This window comes from Corynebacterium sp. SA-MJD20WY100, from assembly GCF_039822565.1.
Lineage (GTDB): Bacteria > Actinomycetota > Actinomycetes > Mycobacteriales > Mycobacteriaceae > Corynebacterium > Corynebacterium phoceense_A.
This window is the reverse complement of sequence record NZ_JBCJKS010000006.1, coordinates 103997-120489: the sequence shown is the minus strand read 5'-3', so window position 1 is coordinate 120489 and position 16493 is coordinate 103997. Positions and strand designations below refer to the sequence as shown.

Annotated in this window: 14 protein-coding genes; 8 read left to right on the top strand and 6 right to left on the bottom strand. The window is 64.5% G+C overall.

The genetic code is table 11. From position 1 onward, the window contains the following. The first annotated feature begins 227 nt into the window (after window positions 1-227). A complete protein-coding gene (locus tag ABJ196_RS05150; RefSeq protein ID WP_347305511.1) occupies window positions 228-1853 on the top strand; it encodes an NAD(P)H-hydrate dehydratase in 1626 nt (541 codons plus the stop codon). Here ABJ196_RS05150 and ABJ196_RS05145 read toward each other — a convergent pair. From ABJ196_RS05145 to ABJ196_RS05135, 3 genes are all read right to left on the bottom strand, one after another. After that, window positions 1834-2583, bottom strand: coding sequence for a TIGR02206 family membrane protein (locus tag ABJ196_RS05145; RefSeq protein WP_347305510.1), 750 nt, complete (start codon window positions 2581-2583; stop codon window positions 1834-1836). The two genes, ABJ196_RS05150 and ABJ196_RS05145, sit on opposite strands and share 20 nt — an antisense overlap. 391 nt (window positions 2584-2974) lie before the next feature. Then, window positions 2975-3649, bottom strand: a complete 675-nt coding sequence (locus ABJ196_RS05140; protein ID WP_347305509.1) for an ABC transporter ATP-binding protein — start codon at window positions 3647-3649, stop codon at window positions 2975-2977. Between the two features lies 1 nt (window position 3650). Further along, window positions 3651-4601, bottom strand: a complete 951-nt coding sequence (locus ABJ196_RS05135; protein WP_347305508.1) for an ABC transporter permease — start codon at window positions 4599-4601, stop codon at window positions 3651-3653. A gap of 111 nt (window positions 4602-4712) precedes the next feature. Here ABJ196_RS05135 and ABJ196_RS05130 point away from each other — a divergent pair, with 111 nt between their 5' ends. The 4 genes from ABJ196_RS05130 to ABJ196_RS05115 all read left to right on the top strand — a co-directional run bounded on the left by ABJ196_RS05130 (window position 4713) and on the right by ABJ196_RS05115 (window position 8296). Further along, window positions 4713-5867, top strand: a complete 1155-nt coding sequence (locus tag ABJ196_RS05130) for a sensor histidine kinase (protein WP_347305507.1) — start codon at window positions 4713-4715, stop codon at window positions 5865-5867. Beyond that, window positions 5864-6463: a response regulator transcription factor gene (locus tag ABJ196_RS05125; protein ID WP_347305506.1), complete on the top strand. Its 600-nt coding sequence runs from the start codon at window positions 5864-5866 to the stop codon at window positions 6461-6463. The genes ABJ196_RS05130 and ABJ196_RS05125 overlap by 4 nt, the downstream gene beginning before the upstream one ends. Before the next feature lie 9 nt (window positions 6464-6472). After that, the gene (locus ABJ196_RS05120; RefSeq protein ID WP_347305505.1) at window positions 6473-7933 is read left to right on the top strand and encodes a hypothetical protein; all 1461 of its coding nucleotides are present in this window, start codon (window positions 6473-6475) and stop codon (window positions 7931-7933) included. Window positions 7934-8164: 231 nt separating this feature from the next. Next, complete coding sequence (locus ABJ196_RS05115) at window positions 8165-8296, top strand: hypothetical protein (protein ID WP_255357125.1); 132 nt, start codon at window positions 8165-8167, stop codon at window positions 8294-8296. Here the strand turns inward: ABJ196_RS05115 and ABJ196_RS05110 are convergent, their stop codons facing one another. Continuing rightward, the gene (locus ABJ196_RS05110) at window positions 8297-8896 is read right to left on the bottom strand and encodes a VanZ family protein (protein WP_347305504.1); all 600 of its coding nucleotides are present in this window, start codon (window positions 8894-8896) and stop codon (window positions 8297-8299) included. Between the two features lie 116 nt (window positions 8897-9012). On the opposite strand from ABJ196_RS05110, the gene ABJ196_RS05105 reads away from it, so the two are divergent. After that, window positions 9013-9990 (top strand): MDR family oxidoreductase, encoded by a 978-nt coding sequence (locus tag ABJ196_RS05105; RefSeq protein ID WP_347305503.1) that lies wholly within the window; start codon window positions 9013-9015, stop codon window positions 9988-9990. A gap of 117 nt (window positions 9991-10107) precedes the next feature. Here the strand turns inward: ABJ196_RS05105 and ABJ196_RS05100 are convergent, their stop codons facing one another. Continuing rightward, entirely contained in the window at window positions 10108-11841 is a 1734-nt protein-coding gene (locus ABJ196_RS05100) for a DUF5635 domain-containing protein (protein WP_347305502.1), read from the bottom strand. Between the two features lie 185 nt (window positions 11842-12026). On the opposite strand from ABJ196_RS05100, the gene ABJ196_RS05095 reads away from it, so the two are divergent. Together ABJ196_RS05095 and ABJ196_RS05090 are read left to right on the top strand one after the other, a co-directional pair. Next, window positions 12027-13685, top strand: a complete 1659-nt coding sequence (locus ABJ196_RS05095; RefSeq protein ID WP_347305501.1) for an FAD-binding dehydrogenase — start codon at window positions 12027-12029, stop codon at window positions 13683-13685. Between the two features lie 177 nt (window positions 13686-13862). Then, window positions 13863-14633 (top strand): hypothetical protein, encoded by a 771-nt coding sequence (locus tag ABJ196_RS05090; RefSeq protein ID WP_347305500.1) that lies wholly within the window; start codon window positions 13863-13865, stop codon window positions 14631-14633. Here the strand turns inward: ABJ196_RS05090 and ABJ196_RS05085 are convergent. Further along, window positions 14617-16191: a hypothetical protein gene (locus tag ABJ196_RS05085; protein ID WP_347305499.1), complete on the bottom strand. Its 1575-nt coding sequence runs from the start codon at window positions 16189-16191 to the stop codon at window positions 14617-14619. The genes ABJ196_RS05090 and ABJ196_RS05085 overlap by 17 nt on opposite strands. Window positions 16192-16493 lie beyond the last annotated feature (302 nt).

The following is a 16493-nucleotide window of genomic DNA, read 5'->3' as shown; positions in this document are numbered from 1 at the left end:
AAATCATCTCGCGTATACAGCTCGTCTCTATACCTTTAAGCTGTTGGAAGACAGGCGCGCACCATCTCAGTCGACGCGCCGGAGCGCATGGAAGTCGAGAGCCATGCAGCTCGCGCGTCGGCCGAGATGGGTGCGTCTTTTTATATGCCTATGGCCGCGACTGTGAAAGTCTTACTTGATGAATCTTTGCGCTGCCAGCTGGGAAAATCCGGGCTACCCTGGGGCGCATGGAGTCGTACTACTCAGTCCCCACCGTCCGTGCGGCCGAAAAGGCATTGCTCGCCGCCACCGCGCCCGAGCAACTCATGCGTCTGGCCGCGCATGCTGTCGCCCGCGCAGCCGCCCAGATGGTGAGCCCGGGCGCGCCCATCCTCGTCGTCTCCGGCCCCGGCGGCAACGGCGGGGACGGCCTGTACGCGGGCGCGTTCCTGCTGGGCGCGGGGTATTCCGTCGACGCGGTGCTCGCGGCCAATGCCGCGCACGCCCCGGCGCTCGAGGCCTTCAAGCTGGCAGGCGGCTCCGTGCGGGAGGAGCCGGACTATGAGTCAGTAGCCTCGTACGCACTCATCATCGACGCCGTCGCAGGATTGGGCGCCGGCCGGGCCATCTGCGACGCGCACGATTACCTCTTCCGCCAGGCCAAGCAGATCCTTTCTGTCGACGTTCCCAGCGGTATCAACGCCGAGACCGGTGTCGCGGCAAGCCCGTGCGTGCATGCCGATGCCACCATTACCTTCGGTGGTCTTCGCCCCGCCCATGCGCTCGCACCCGAGTGCGGCGAGATCGTCATTGCCGATCTCACGCCGCGCGGAGCCCCGTATAGCTTCAGCGAGGAGCTCCTCCACCGCAGTTGGGAACTCACCACGCGCATTGCATCAGGCATACTCGCCGCCGAGAAGTCCCTGCCACCGCGTTTCACGTGGAACCAGGCCCTAGAAAACGCCCCCACCGATACCGCGACGGGCCACATTGATACAGAAGAAGGCACGCTGCGCTTGCGGCCTGCCGCGTCCTTCCACGACATCCACGACCCAACTCCGGGGCCGGCGGATGACAAGTACTCCGGCGGGGTCGTCGCCCTGTGCGCCGGCTCCAAGCCCTATGCGGGCGCGGGAATCCTCTGCGCTGGCGGTGCCCTGCGGGCCACGCCGTCCATGGTGCGCATCATCGGCCGCCGCGACGTCGTCCACGCCCACCCCGAGGTTGTCTACCACGAGGATGTCGCCTCCGCGGGCCGCACTCAAGCTTGGGTTGTGGGCCCTGGCCGTGGCCTTAAATGCGCGGCGGAGATCCTCCAGGTGCTCATGAAGGGCCAGCCCACGGTCCTCGACGCGGACGCGCTCACCGTCCTGGCGGGCAATAAGGCCGTACAGAAGGCCGTGCGCAACCACCCGCTCGTCGTGCTGACGCCGCATGCCGGTGAGTTCGAACGCATCTACTCCGCCGTCTTCGGCTCCTACGAGCCCTCGCGCGGCCGCGCCGTCCTAGCGCAGCAACTTGCCGAGGAACTCAGTTGCTTTGTGTTGCTCAAGGGACGCAAGACCATCCTCGCGGGCTACCCGCGCATGCTGCTCGCCGTCGACGCAGGTAACTCCTACGCGGCGACCCCGGGCAGCGGCGACGTGCTCGCGGGCATCATCGGCGCCTGGCTCGCGCACGCCAATCTCGAACACACGCGTCCCGAGGACCGCGCACTCGCAGTGATCGATGCCCTCGGCGAGGCAGTCGCCATCCATGCTCACGCCGCAGCCATTGCGGCGGCGACACCGGAAGGCTTGGCGCCGACGACGGCATCGGAAATCGCGCGGTCCATCCCCACCGCCATCGCACGTCTTACCGCCACGCGGCGGTGAGTGCGGCCCATGCCGCGGCGACGCGCACGATTTCCGCACCGATGTAGCCGGGCCAGGGCCCTAGCAGATTGATGACGGACGGACTGCCCGGCGCGTGGTTGAGGAATCCATAGTTGCCACGGGTCAGCGCGTTCGTGGTCATAGCCGTGGCCATCCACGCAGGCGTGACGGCAACAGCGAAGCGGTAATCGCGCCACGTGGGGCGATAGCCCAGTCCGAAACTCAGCGCGAGTGGCGTGGCAAGCGCCGTGATATGGAAGAACCAATACGTCGCAAAGCGCAGGGCCCGCGGTTCGTAGTAGTAGATGACGTCGGGTGTGAGGATAGCCTGCGGGTTGAGCAGGAGGCCCCAGTAGTACGTGAGCGCGAGCGCTTTATCGTTTCCCGTAATAAGTCCTAGCGCGAGCACCGGACGCAGGACGTCGCACAGATGGAGCGGCAAGGACTCGCGAATATCGAATTGCTTAGGGTCAAGGGACGCCGCCGTCCACGCCGTGCCGAGGGCCAGGTGCGTCCAGCCCCACGCTTTCCTCACGCTTTCCTCATGCTGCGTATCGCGCACCCGCCGTGCGCCCGCGATGAACCCCGCGCACGTGGCGGCCGTCGTGCCCAGCATGGCCCAGTGCGCGCGGCCGAACTGTGGCATGCGCTCATACGTGGTCGCGGTGGGGCGATCGATAAGCCCCTCGACGAGGCGAGTTGTGAGGCGGCGAAGGCGGGGTCGAGACATAACGGGATATGAGGTTACCGAACGGGCGAGAGATTTCTAGCCGACGAAGCCTTAGATTGTGGGATTTCACGGCATGTTTCTCGATCGTCGCAGCCGTATAGTGCAACGGGCTCCACCCGCGACGGACGGCGTCATTGACGCTTATGCCGGTCGATCTCGAAGTGCCGGACGCCTTCGCCCTTGTGGTACTCATAGCCGTCGACCTCGATGGCGCTCCGGTGTTGAGAAAGTACAGCGTCCCACCGATAGGGGCCGATCTCTACGTTTTCCCCCGAGATGTGCTTTCACCGTAAGTGCACCCGCGTAGGCCGGTAACCGGCAGAAATTTTTAGCCGACTACGCCGTCATTGCTGCCCCACATCTCGTGCTTCGTCGGCTAAAAATGCAGGACCTACGCTGCCCGAGAAAGCAGGCCTACGCGGCCGTCGCGAACCTCCCAGTGTGCGTCGGCCGCGGCGGCGACGGAAAGGTCGTGGGTGACGACCACGGTCGCGGTGTCCCACTCAGCGGTGGCGCGGCGGAGGAGATCAACAACCTCAGACGTGAGCTGCGAGTCCAGGGCGGAGGTCGGCTCATCGCAGAGCAGGACGGCCGGGTCCGCCATGAGAGCACGCGCGATGTTGACGCGCTGACGCTGACCGCCGGAGAGACGCTCCATGCGGCGGTGGCCCAGGTCAGCGAGGCCGACGAAGGAAAGGAGCTCGTCCGCGCGGTCCTTGCGGGGGCGCACGCCGCGGAGATGGTCGACGATGAGGAGCTGCTCGCGTGCGGTGAGCGAGCCCAGGAGGTTGGGTTGTTGGAAGACCATGCCAATGTTCTCGCGGCGGATGCGGGCGCGGGTCTCGTCGTCGAGACCTGCGAGATCGTGCCCGGCGACCTGGACAGAGCCGGAGGTCGGGGCGATAAGCCCCGCGGTGACGTTGAGCAGCGTGGACTTGCCGGAGCCCGACTCGCCGGTAATCGCGGCGAGCTGACCGGGGTTTACGGTGAGCGAGGCGGAATCGAGGGCGGTAAGGGTGTGGTCGCCGTCGGGGAAGATGACGGAGACATCGTTAAGCGAAAGCATGTTAGGCCTTTCCTCCTAGTGCGATGAGTGGATCGGTGTGGGCGACACGGCGGGTCGCGATGAAGGCGCCGGCGATGCCGAGCAGCCAGACGCCGGCGGGAGGGACAGCGAGAGTGCGCCAGCCCAGGTCGAAAGGCAACGCGCCGGCAGCCAGGGTGCCGAGGCCGATGCCGAGCAGGCCGCCCACGAGGACGCCGCCAGCAAGCAGCACTGCGGCCTGGCCGAGGGAGTCGCGGAGCACGTAACGGGAGCTGGCGCCGAGGGCACGGAGGACGGCGAGGTCGCGCGTGCGCTGGATGGTCCACACGCTCAAGAAGGCGATGGTGACCAGGGCGGAGATGGCGTAGAGGAAGCCTTGCATGGTGAGCAGCGAGCCGTTCTCCGAGGAATACGACGGCAGGCCGGAGTAGGCGTCGCGGATGGACACGCCTTCGGAGCCGTCGGTGGACAGCCCGACGGTGCCGTCAGCATCCGTGTGGGCGGCAGCCTGCCACAATTCGGTGGGCGCCCAAACCACGGGCTGGTGGGAGTAGTCGAGCTCGTCCACGACGCCGGCAACGGTGGTGGCCACGCCGCCGAGCGTCACGGTATCGCCCGCAGCAAAGCCGAGGGATTCAGGGACCAGGAGTCCGTCGGAGGGGATCGAACCGACAGGCGAGGAGAAGTCCGCAGGCAGACCAAAGACGGCGACACCGGTGGAGTCGAGCTTGGTCTGCGCCACACCGAGGGTAGGCAGCGGGCCGGAGTACGTGGACTCCATGAAGGAGGGCTCCTCGGTGGAGAACACGAGGTGAGCCGGGTCGAGGGAGTCGAGGGCGGAGGTATTTTCTTTGGACAGGCCGCCGGTCAGGCCGGTGAGCATGATGAGCAGCAGCGTAATGAGGGCCACGGTGCCACCCATGAGGGTCACGCGGCCACGGGCGGCGCGTAATTCACGAAGTGCAAGGAACATACTTTTATCCTCCTGCGCAGCGGCAACGGATACATCGGGAGCGGCGTTGATTTCGGAATCAACCGGTCGGTTGATTCCGCGTCCGCCGCGGGCACGCTAGCGTTGAGGGACGTGAGATCTATCAACTTGGGCACAGTGCTAGGCAGCCTGCGCGTGGGGCTGCACACCATGTTCGCGCTACTGCTCGCCTTCGGCGTCGTGCGCGCTGCCGGGGACGGTGACCTGGATGCGCGGGTCTGCGGCCTCGCCATCGCGCTGGGGATCGTCTACGTATGGGGCACCGTCAAGCGCCCACCCACCCGGCGCGCCGCATACTGGTGGCTCGCGCTCATCACGATCCTGTGGATTGGGCTCATGGTCCACGCCCGGGACTTCATGTGGCTCGAGTTTCCGCTGCTCTTCTTGTTCCTCCACGAACTGCCGCGCGCGCCGGGGATCGTCTCCACAGTCTGTCTCTGGGCCGGCGCGGCGCTCATCCCGGCGTGGCGCTACCCAGACCAGTGGACCGTCGCGGCGGCGGTGGGTCCGGCCATCGGCACCGTCTTCGCCATCGCGTTTTACTACGCGTACGTGGCGCTGCGCGACGAGGCGCTGCGCTACCGCGCGCTCGCGGAGGAGCTGCGAGCGACCCAGGAGGAGCTCGCACGCAGCGAAAACCTCGCCGGACGGCTCGCAGAACGCGCCCGGCTTTCGCGTGAAATCCACGACACGGTGGCCCAAGGTCTGGGCTCCATCGTGCTCATGGCCCGCGCCGGGAAGAACGCGGCGGATCCTTCGGGGCACCTCAAAACCATCGCGACGGTCGCCCAGGACTCGCTCCAGGAGACGCGGAAGCTGGTGCAGGACTTGGCTGCGCCGCCGCAACTCACCACGGCGCTCGAGGCCCTCGTCGAGGCACAGAACGAGCGGGCGCGCATGCTCGGGGAAGACACCCACTTCGAGCTCGTCGAAACCGGTGACACCACCAGAGAGCTGCCGGACAAGGTGAGTGCCTGCCTCGAGCGCGCCGCCCGGGAGGGGCTGAGCAACGTCGCCAAGCACGCCCACGCCCGGCGCGCGGTGGTCACCCTCGGAGTCTTCGAAGATGCGGCGACGCTCGACGTCGTCGATGACGGTCGTGGCTTCGCCACGACGAACAACAAGGGATTTGGGTTACCAGGACTGCGCGCCCGCGTTGCCGAACTAGGCGGCCGCCTAGAAATTAGCCCCGGCCCAGGAACCGGGACCGCCCTCACCGTACGACTACCGCTCAAGGAGAACCAATGACCATCCGCGTCATGCTCATCGATGACCACCCGGTGGTCCGCGCGGGCCTGCGCGCCATCGTGGATTCCTTCGAGGACCTCGAGGTCGTCGCGGAGGGCACGGACGGCACCGCGGACGTCGACGCCAACGCCGTCGACGTCGTCGTCTGCGATATCCAAATGCCCAACGCGGACGGCATCGAGCTCACCAAGAAGGTCGCGGGAGACGTCCCCGTCCTCATCCTCACCACGTATGACACGGAGGGCGACGTCATCGCCGCCGTGGAGGCCGGGGCCCTGGGCTACCTGCTCAAGGACGCACCGGAGGACACGCTGCACGACGCCATCGTGGCGACAGCCAAGGGCCAACGCACGCTCGCGCCGGAGGTGGCGGGGCTGCTGGCGGCGCGCATCGGAAAGCCGCGCGAGGCCCTGAGCCGAAGGGAGCGGGAGATTCTGGAAGGCCTGACCACGGGCGCGAGCAACCGCGAGCTCGCGCAGCAATTCTTCGTCTCCGAGGCGACGATTAAGACGCACCTCATCCACATTTATGACAAGTTGGGGGTGGATAATCGCACGGCCGCCGTAACGGTGGCGAGGCAGCGCCGCCTGCTTTAGGCTCGCATTATGGATCAGGACCTGTACCCCGCGCAGTGCGTGCTCATCTCGCTCGATTCGCAATACCTTGAAGTCTCCCGCCTCGTGGGCGTGGACCCGGACGTGACGGTGGGCGAGCTCGCGCTCATCGCGCATGCCGCGCTGGGCCTAGAGCCTGCCCCGCCGGGGCATGTCCACGTGGGCGAACGTCTCATTGAGATCCTCGACGTCCTCGATGAGCCCGCGTTCCACACGCTCATGAACCGCAGCACTGGCGTGGACTACCACCCCTCTGTCGGCGATTGGGATATCCACCTGATGTTCCTCTCGGAGACCCGCCTGCAGCAAGCCACGCCCGCGCTCATCGACGCCACGGGCCCGGATCTTGTCACCGCCGTGGGCGACGGCAACCGCATGCGTTCCATGCTCGAAGACGTCCGCCAGCTGCTCGCGGGCATTCCCATCCCGCAGACGCAGTGGGAGGCCATCCAGTCCATCTTCCCCAATTACTCGCTCGACCAGCTGCGCCAGCGGCTCACGGAGTGCTTCCACCCCACCATCGCGGATCGTCTCCGGGAGCTCAGCTCGGTTGAAGACGTCATGCCCGAGGGCCTCGACTTTGACACTCCCTTTACCCCGCGCATGCCCGCGCGGCTCGAGGATCCCATCGGCCTGCGCGAGATTCTCCTCGACTCCTTCCCCGAGCTCCAGCTCGACTTCCCTCTGCCCCAGCTTTCCGATGCCGCCGCGCGCACCCTCGGCACCCGCCTTACCGGCATCCTGCGCACGCTCACCTCGGAGCTGCGCCTGACCTCCACCGGCGCGTTCCGTCCCGCGCTGGTCAAGCGGTTGATCGAAGAACTCGACGTTGCGGCCTTCTGGCCCGGCGCGGCCACCGCCTCCCGCGAATCCTCCGTGCCGCCCATTGGAATTCTCCACGACTTCCTCGTGTTCATGGACTACATCGAGGAGACCTCCTCACGCATGAACCTCGCGGAGAAGACCAACCGGCTGTTGAGCGACCCGGGTCTGGTGGGCGAGGACTACTTCACCATGCTCCCCTTCTGCGACGACGACAGTGACTTAGTGAGCACCGCGCTCCTGTTCTGCCTGCTCATCCGCGGCGAGCCGCTGCCGCTGAGCGGCGTGCCCACCAAGGTCGGCCCCGAGGGCCCCGATAACGTGCACCGCACCATTCGTCTCTATCAGATGCTCGGCATCCTCGCCCCGGACGATCCGCTCCGTCTCACCGAGGCCGGCCGCGGCATGGTGGGCTGGCAACTGCACAACCTGCGCGGCATCATCGAATACAAGGGCCTGCTCAACGAGGAAGCCGGTATCGCGCACCTGCTCGACACGCGCCCTACCCCTTCTACCGAGCCCACTCATCACGACCTCGACATGGATACGCTGCGCGATTTCTTCACTCTCGACGAAGAGAACTACGACTTGCCCGACGACTTCGACGACGATCAAACTCGCCCCTTTTAGCTCCCCGAAAGGTCTCCCATGACCTCTCCCTCTGCCGCTTCGTCCTCTGGGCACCGCTCCAGCTCGCTCAACCCCCGCGTACTCATCATCCTGGTCCTCGCCGTCGTCGCCGTGATCGGCCTCGTGGTCTAACTTCCTCAGCGCGGACTCCCCAGAAAACACCGCAGAAACCGCCGAAGCGGCGCCCAAACCCTACCCAGAATTCGGAATTGTGTACGGGATTCCAGAGTTTTGGTGGGATTTGGGCGCGACGTTGAGGGGCTAGGCTTCAACGAGCTCGCGGACGTCTCGCCCGTACGAATCGAGGGCACGCCGTGGCAGGCCTTCGAGCCCGCATTGCGCAGCCTCGAGGTCATCACGTAACTATCCGATTATTCCGGTCACCAGCCCACAGACCACGATGACGAGCAGCGCCGCAGCGAGGAAGCCCAGGCGCCACAGCAGCTTGGTTTGGCGCTCGTGGTCAAGGCGCAACATCGCCCACGCGCCCATCGCCGCGCCGACGGTATTGAAGAGCACGTCGTCCACATCGCTGTAGCCCAGCGCGAAGATATACTGCGTCACCTCGATGCCCACCGAGAGCCCCGCCGCGATAACCACGGCGCGCAGCCACAGGCTCAGGCGGCGTGCGCGACCGCGCACCGCCGTCGCCGCGAGCGCCACGAGCACGAGCCCCACCGGAATAAACAGCGCGATATTGCCAAAGGTATTGGTGTACTTGCCGTACCACATGGTGGTCCCGGCGACCCACTCGTGGAAGAGGTCGAGATTCACCGACCGCACCCGGTGCGCCGAGGCGTTGATAATGCCGGGGATCTCGATGAAGGGCTTGCCCACCGTCGCCACTGCGGTCACAGCGAGCACGAGCAGGCTAACCGGGCGCGCGTCGCGGCGCACCGTGAGGTGGTCGCTCACGGAACGGTGTCGCGCGGGGGCCGGGCTCTTCGTCGCTGTCACTGTCATAAAGGACAACCTAAGCCTCCCGCCTGTCAGCTCTCCGGGGTACGAGCTGAATGTCACCTGCCCATCCCTGCCAATTCCCCACGAGCCGCACGCCACAGACGCGTAGGCTTGTGCCTATGAGCACACTCAAAGTCACCCGCACCGATTCCGGAGTTTCCCACGAGTTCCTTGACGGGCCCCTGCTCGGCGAGGGCGACATGCTCGTCGATGTCGCCTATTCCTCCCTCAACTACAAGGACGCCATGGCTCTCGACGGCAATAAGGGCGTGATGCGCGTCGACCCGCTTGTGCCGGGCATCGACGTCATCGGCACCGTGGCCGAGTCCTCTGACGCGCGACTGCCGGAAGGTACCCTCGTCGCCGCCTTCGGCGATGGCCTGGGCGAGTTCCGCCACGGCGGCTACACCACCCAGCAGAAGGTCAAGGCCGCGGCCACCGTCCCGGTCCCCTCGCGCTTCTCGGCTTCCGATGCCGCCGCTATCGGCACCGCCGGTTACACCGCCGCCCTCTGCGTCAACGCCCTGCTCCGTCACGGGCTCACCGAGGGCCACGTCCTCGTCACCGGTGCGACCGGCGGCGTGGGCTCCATCGCGGTGCAGCTGCTCACGTCGCTCGGCTTCGAGGTCACCGCACTCACCGGCCGTGTCGACGCAGAATCCGAGTACCTGCACACGCTGGGCGCCGACCACATCCTCGACCGCGCAGAAATTTCCGAGCCCGGCCGCCCGCTGCAGAAGGCCCGCTTTGACGGTGCCGTCGATACCGCCGGTTCCGCCGTGCTCGCCAACGTTCTGGCCCAGATCACCTGGGGCGGCGTCGTCGCCGCGACCGGTATGGCCGCAGGCCCCGACCTGCCCGCCTCCGTCCTGCCCTTCATCCTCCGCGACGTGACACTCGCCGGCGTGAACTCCGTCGACGCGCCGCTGCCCCGCCGCGAGGAGGCCTGGAAGCTGCTCGACGAACACCTAGACCTCGAGCTGCTGCGCTCCATCACTACCACCGTCGCGCTCGCCGATGTCGCGGAAACCGCCAAGGAGATCCTCGCGGGCAACCACCGCGGCCGCACGGTGGTTACCATCGCCGAGCAACCGTGACCTGGGGATTGTTAGAATAGACCCCCTCTATTCTGACAAAGATCCGCCGAATCGGCGGATCCGTGGTGGAATAGCACAGCACCAGAAGACAACGACTAGGCGCCGTGAAGACAGGTTCTAGGTTGCGGGTACGTACTTGGTCGACCGACCGCCGCCCACCAGACGCAGTTCTCCGTCCTCCACCATGTCGTCAATGCATTTCTTGGCCGTTCCGCGGGACACGCCCGACAACGCCATCAGATCTTTCGTGGCAATGGCCCCGAAACGCGAGGTCCATTGCCGAACCAGCTTCGCAAGCGCGGAACTTTCCGTGCTGAGATACGGAACTAACTCATACACCGAGTCTGTCGAGCGGGAATGCAACATATCTCGAGCAGTATCACCCAGCAACCACGCGTCCTCGTGTTTAGTAATCATCGACACGCCGTCGATGGTCGTCTGCAATGCCGCAGTAAGCGCAACGCGCGCAGACTCCAGCCCGGTTTGAAGCCCCTCGGCAACGTCCTCTTCGGTAATAAAAGACCGATGGAACAGGAGATAGAGAATCACCGCGATGCGAAAGTCATTCTGTCGCGGAGCGGGGACAATGGCTGACACCAACTGCAAGACTGGAAGAACCGGAGCGCCGCCCACAAGCATGGTTTCCACGCAGGGACCGGCAACCTCTTCGATAAGCGGCGGACGGTGCCCCAAGGTAATCATTGCCTGATACATACGATCGACTCCCACGCCCTGCTTATCCACCAACCCCACGGCACGGAAAAGGTCGGCGAGAGCTGGGTAACGTGCGAAACGATTACTGAGGATATTCTTCGCGTTAATATCCTGTGGGAACCCACCCGGGCTACGCACGACGAGTGTCGAGTCCATATCAATCCATCGCACATCGGTAGGCTCACGCCGGTTCCAATCGCGATGGATAATGCCATTGAGAAGCGCCTCGCGCACCGCACTGACTGGTATTTCCGGCACTGGGGTATGCAAGAACCCCTCGATCACCGTGTTATCGCGATTGACTGCGGAGAGCACCGTTTCCACTTCATCCAACTGTTCAAGCAGCGATTCCTCCGCGCGCGTGGAGACGCGACGCTGGACGGCGCCCCCGTGCACGTCGAGAATAGTAATTTCGAAAGCCACCCTATTCATCGCCGTAAAGAGCATGGCACCCGCCCCCGACAAGGCATCTTTGGGCCCCAGCGCGCCGAGACGCCGAAGGAAATCCTCCTTGCTGAGATCCGTGACCTCGTCCTCCCGCTTCGACAGCGCACGGCGCGCCAAGTCTACGGCGCGTTCCCGCACATCAGCCAGCGTCTTCGCGGAGTCTTGCGCGAGTACGTCTAGATTTTGACGCTGGCGTTGATGCTCCCACCACTCGGAACGATCAACCGGCTTGCAAGAACTCCCCACCCGCCAGCGCAGGCGGTTGGCGGTGTCATGCACAGGCTCCGGCGACGGCGCGACATATAGAGCAAGCACGCGCTGCCCCTCAACAGTGCGAACTGCAATATCAGGAGCAACATCAATCTTGTTATAGATCTGCTCGCGCAACCAATCGACATCAAGCTCTGTCCCAATGACGTCGCCGGTCTTATCCGCGATCCCCACGATGAGAGCGCCGCCTCCGGGACTATTCGCCATGCATGCCACCTCATCCGCCAGCTTGACAGCGGCGTCTGGATTTTCAGGATAGCCAGGCTCAATCTCTTTGCCGTTCCGGCGACCCGCCTCTTCCTTGAGATCTACCGACTGCGTCTCTTTGGTGATGGTCACCCTGCCACCCCGTGCAGACGACAGAATGCGATCAACCTCAGATTCAAGCTCGGCCTTACGGCCCTCAAGTTCTACCTTCATCGAAGCCCACCTGCGGATTGTTAGAATAGGACCTCCTTATTCTAACAAGGATCCGTGAATTCACCGGTTCTTTGTCAGATTAGACCCCCTATATTCTGACAAAGATCCGCCGGATCGGCGGATCCGCGGTGGAATAGCCGCGCGGATGCAGGTGCACGGCGAGGCGTGCGTGCTAGCTTTGTGCCATGAGTCACAAGCAAGAATCTGCCATCATCGTCGGCGCGGGGCTGGCGGGTCTCGTCGCGGCCTATGAGGCCATCAAGGGCGGCAAGCACGTCATCATCCTGGAACAGGAAAACCGCGCCAACCTGGGCGGTCAGGCGTTCTGGTCGCTGGGCGGACTCTTCTATGTGGACTCCCCGGAGCAGAAGCTCATGCGTGTCCACGACTCGGAAGAGCTCGCCTGGCGCGACTGGCAGAATTCCGCGGACTACGACGACGCGGAGCACGATACGTGGCCACGCGCGTGGGGCCGCGAGTACGTGCGCTTCGCCGCGAATGAGAAGCGCGATTACTTGAAGGCACTGGGACTTAACATGCTGCCCACCATCGGCTGGGCGGAGCGCGGCTCCGGCGATGCGTCGGGACACGGCAACTCGGCCCCGCGTTTTCACCTCACGTGGGGCACAGGCCCGGAGGTCGTGCGCGTCTTCCGCGAGCCGCTCCTCGAGGCCGAAAAGCAGGGCCGCGTACGTTTCTGCTTCCGCCACCGCGTGAACGAGCTCATCGTGGAGAACGGTCGCGTCACCGGCGTGCGTGGCAGCGTGCTCGCGCCCTCGGACGCGGATCGTGGCGTCGCCTCCTCGCGCGAGGTGGTCGACACCTTTGAAGTCCGCGGGATCGCCACCGTGGTGGCGACTGGGGGCATCGGCGGCAACTTGGCCAAGGTCCGCGAAATGTGGCCGGAGGATCGCTGGGGACCGTGTCCGGAAGACATGGTCACCGGCGTGCCGGCGCACGTGGATGGCCGGGGCATCGACATCGCGGCTGCGGCCGGTGCCCACCTGGTCAACACGGACCGCATGTGGCACTACCCGGAAGGCATGACCAACTGGGATCCCATCTGGCCCGGCCACGGCATCCGCATTATCCCGGGACCGTCCAGCCTGTGGCTCGACGCGGAGGGCAAGCGCCTGCCCACCAACCTATTCCCTGGCTCCGACAACCTGGCCGCGCTCGCCCATATCGGCCACACCGGCCACGGCTATTCCTGGTTCGTGCTCAACCAGGCCATCGCGGATAAAGAGTTCATCTTCTCCGGCTCGGAGCAAAACCCCGACCTCACGGACAAGGACTTCAGGAAGCTCGCTGGCAAGCTGGGTCCCGGCACGCACGTGGCGGTCAAGGCGTTTATGGACCACGGCATCGACTGGGTCGTCGCGGACAGCTTGGACAAGCTCGTCGACGGCATGAACGAGGTCGCTGGCAACGAGCGCATTGAACTTGACGCACTGCGCACCCTCATCGAGGACCGCGACTCGCAGCTGGACAATCCGTTTAGCAAAGACGCGCAAGTCAACTACATCCGCATCGCGCGCGGATTCTTGGGCGACAAGATCGTGCGCACCGCCGCTCCGCACCGCCTCCTCGACGACTCCAAGGGCCCACTTATCGCCGTGCGCCTCAAGGTGCTCACCCGCAAGACGCTGGGCGGTATCGAAACCGACCTTTCCGGCCGCTGCCTCCACGCTGACGGCACGGTGCTCGAGGGGCTCTACGCCTGCGGTGAGGCCGCCGGCTTCGGCGGTGGTGGCATGCACGGCAAGAACGCGCTGGAAGGCACGTTCCTGGGCGGCTGCATCCACTCCGGCAAGCGCGTGGGCGAGGCGTTGGCGGCACTGTAGGCGGAGCACCATTATCGCCGCGTATGTGGGAAGTTCCAAAGGTTTCTTTTCATAAGACGGTTGGCAAGGGGCTCATCCCCGCTCGCGCGGGGAGCACCAGACGCTGGACGGGCCAGCTAACCGGAACTGAGGGGCATCGGAAAGCGGGAGGCCACCACTCCCCTTACACTGAATCTCATGACTAATCTGCCCACTGAATACGCAGCTCTCGGCTTCGACTTTGATGATTTTGATGACCTCATGGAGGCGGTCATGGATGTCACGGACGGAAAGGGTATTCAGGTGCCTGGCTACATGGGTGCCGTAAGTTACCAGGACCCGTCGGGCGCGCGCCTGACCGCGTTCCAGCAGGTAGAAGGCGGTTGGACCACGGTGCTCGGATTCAGCCATTCGGCCACGAGCCATGCCAACGCCTACCGCGTGGGTGAGCACCTGGCGCTTTTTGAGCTGCGCGAGCCGGGTGCCGCGGGTGTGGTCTTCAACCGGGTAGCAGCCGCCGCAGACGAGTCGTTTGTACTTCCCGCCGGCAATCCGGCGGTCAATGAGAAGGTGGAGCTCGAGACCGTCGAGCTGGCCGCGGCGGCCATGAAGTACACGCTCTACGACGACGTCGCAGCATGGAAGACCTCGCCGGATAACTATGACTCCCCCGTCCCCGCGATGTTGTATTCGGCAAGCGTCGACAAGTTCTACAAGGATTTCTCCCCGCTTCACGTCGGCCCGTATGCGCGGCTTATCGGCCAGCTGGTGAGCGTTGACGAGCGCACCAATGAGCTGTCTGGCCAGAAGTTCTACGCCTGCGGCATCCAGCTGCCTTCCGGTGTGCTCGCCGTTGCCTTGCCTGCCGATGCCCCTTCCACCCAGCCAGTCCCCCGCCCCGGCCAGGTCTTCGCCGGCCGGGTCATGATGCTGGGCGGCATCGGCTTCTGGGCTAGTCGCTCGAAGTAGCGTTCGCTTCCTCCGGCGAGGAACGCTTCACCGCGATGATGAGCAGCGCGATGCCGCACAGGAGGAAGGCGATGGCGCGGATGAGACCGTTAATGGCCGCCATGTCGTAGAAGACGAGCTTGACCACCGAGCCAATGGCGAGCGCCGCGCCAAGGCCCGTGAGCCCCAAGTGCTTGGAGAGCAGGAACCACGCGGCAAGAACCATCCAACCGATGGACACCCCGGCATGGCCGAGACGGAAGGCCACCTCGGTTCCGCCGGTGACGGCGCCCAGCTGCAGCGCGATACCCACGACAGCCAGCATGCTCAGGTACAGGGTGAGAAGCAATGCAACCACCTTTACTCCCCTGTCCTCGACCCGCGGAAGGCGCTGTGGCAGCACGGCCAGCACCACGAGCGTCACAGCGAGCACCATCGCCTGAATGAACAGCTCCGTGGAGATGGGACGTGACCAGAATCCGAGGACGCGCTCGGCGAGCTCCCACGTGAGCCAGAGGGCGCAGAATGCCCAGAGAGCAATGGTGAGGTTGTCCCGGATGTAGTTGACAACGAGGACCGCAGCCAAGCAGAACGCCGCGAAGCCCACCAGTCCTAGACCGCGGGATACGGACGGTGTGAGCCCCATGTCGGAGAGCTCCGTCATGGCCGCGAGAACGATGGGCAGAGCGCGCAGCATCCACTCGCACAGGTCTGCAGCAGGAGTCACTTTCGTCTCCGTCGCCGCAGAGCCGAAGGGGGCCCGCAGGGCGAGGACGAGGAGTCCAGCCGTAACGACCGCGGCCAGCCAGACCGCCCACATGGAGTCTGCCACGATGACTGCGCCGACGACCAGGATGGCGGGATAGACTCCCCAATGTACTTTAAAATTTGGATATGGCGACGAAATTCGGAATTTGAGACCTAGAACGGCTAGAATAACTGCAGTCACTAGAGCCTCTACCGTTACAACATCTAGGGATATCCAAACATCGGGGAGACCAACACTCAGGTAGATCAATATGGAGCTGAGTGCACCAACGGCGCTGATGCCGTAGTTTTTATGCGCAATGCCCAAACCGACGATGATCAGCGGTATGAGGAATACTAGGGTAGCCCCAGCATAATTTATATTAAATGCAGAGAATGTGACGGCAGCGACCGCGGTGCCGCCCGCGAGCCACATTCCGGTCGCGGCACGCTGGTTCACGCGCACCGCGTACGCGCCAACGGCGAGATAAATCGCCGCCATGATCGGTGGGGCGATCCACGCCGGAATCCATTCGAGTTCCAAAGCCATGAGCCAGGTCGTGGCGAGGGCAGTATAGAGTCCCGTCGCGAGCAACGCCGTCACGGAGGCGGCCGGAGCCTTGGCGCGGAAGCGATGCGCGGCTGCGAGCAGAGCCGCCGACACAATGTAAGCAAGGATCACGCGGCCAGCCGGGCCGAGCACACCAGCCTGGATGGCCACGGCAACGAGGAAGGCGACACCCGCGAGTGTGATGACGCCGCCGCCGATAGCCACGGCCTTAATGAGCGTCGACTCGCGATCGCGTGGTGTGCGCGCCTGCGGCGAGCCCATGCTGGACCGAAAAGCCGGGACACCAGCAGGTTCTTTCCGGACTGGGGGAGTGGTCTTAAGAGGTGTTGAGGTCGGCGAAGGAGTCACGGATGCAGACTCCAAGTAACCCGCAAGCTGTGAGCGGGCGTCGCTCAAAGCACGTTCAGCAATATCAAGGCGGCGGGCGACGTCGCGCAGCGTCGCGTCATCGGGTGGCCCAGAAGAATATGTCGGTCGCATAATTTATAGGTACCGCACCTTCAACATGCGCGCTATTGAAAGTATGTTTTGTTACCTATTATTCGACGCGAGCCTATTTAGTC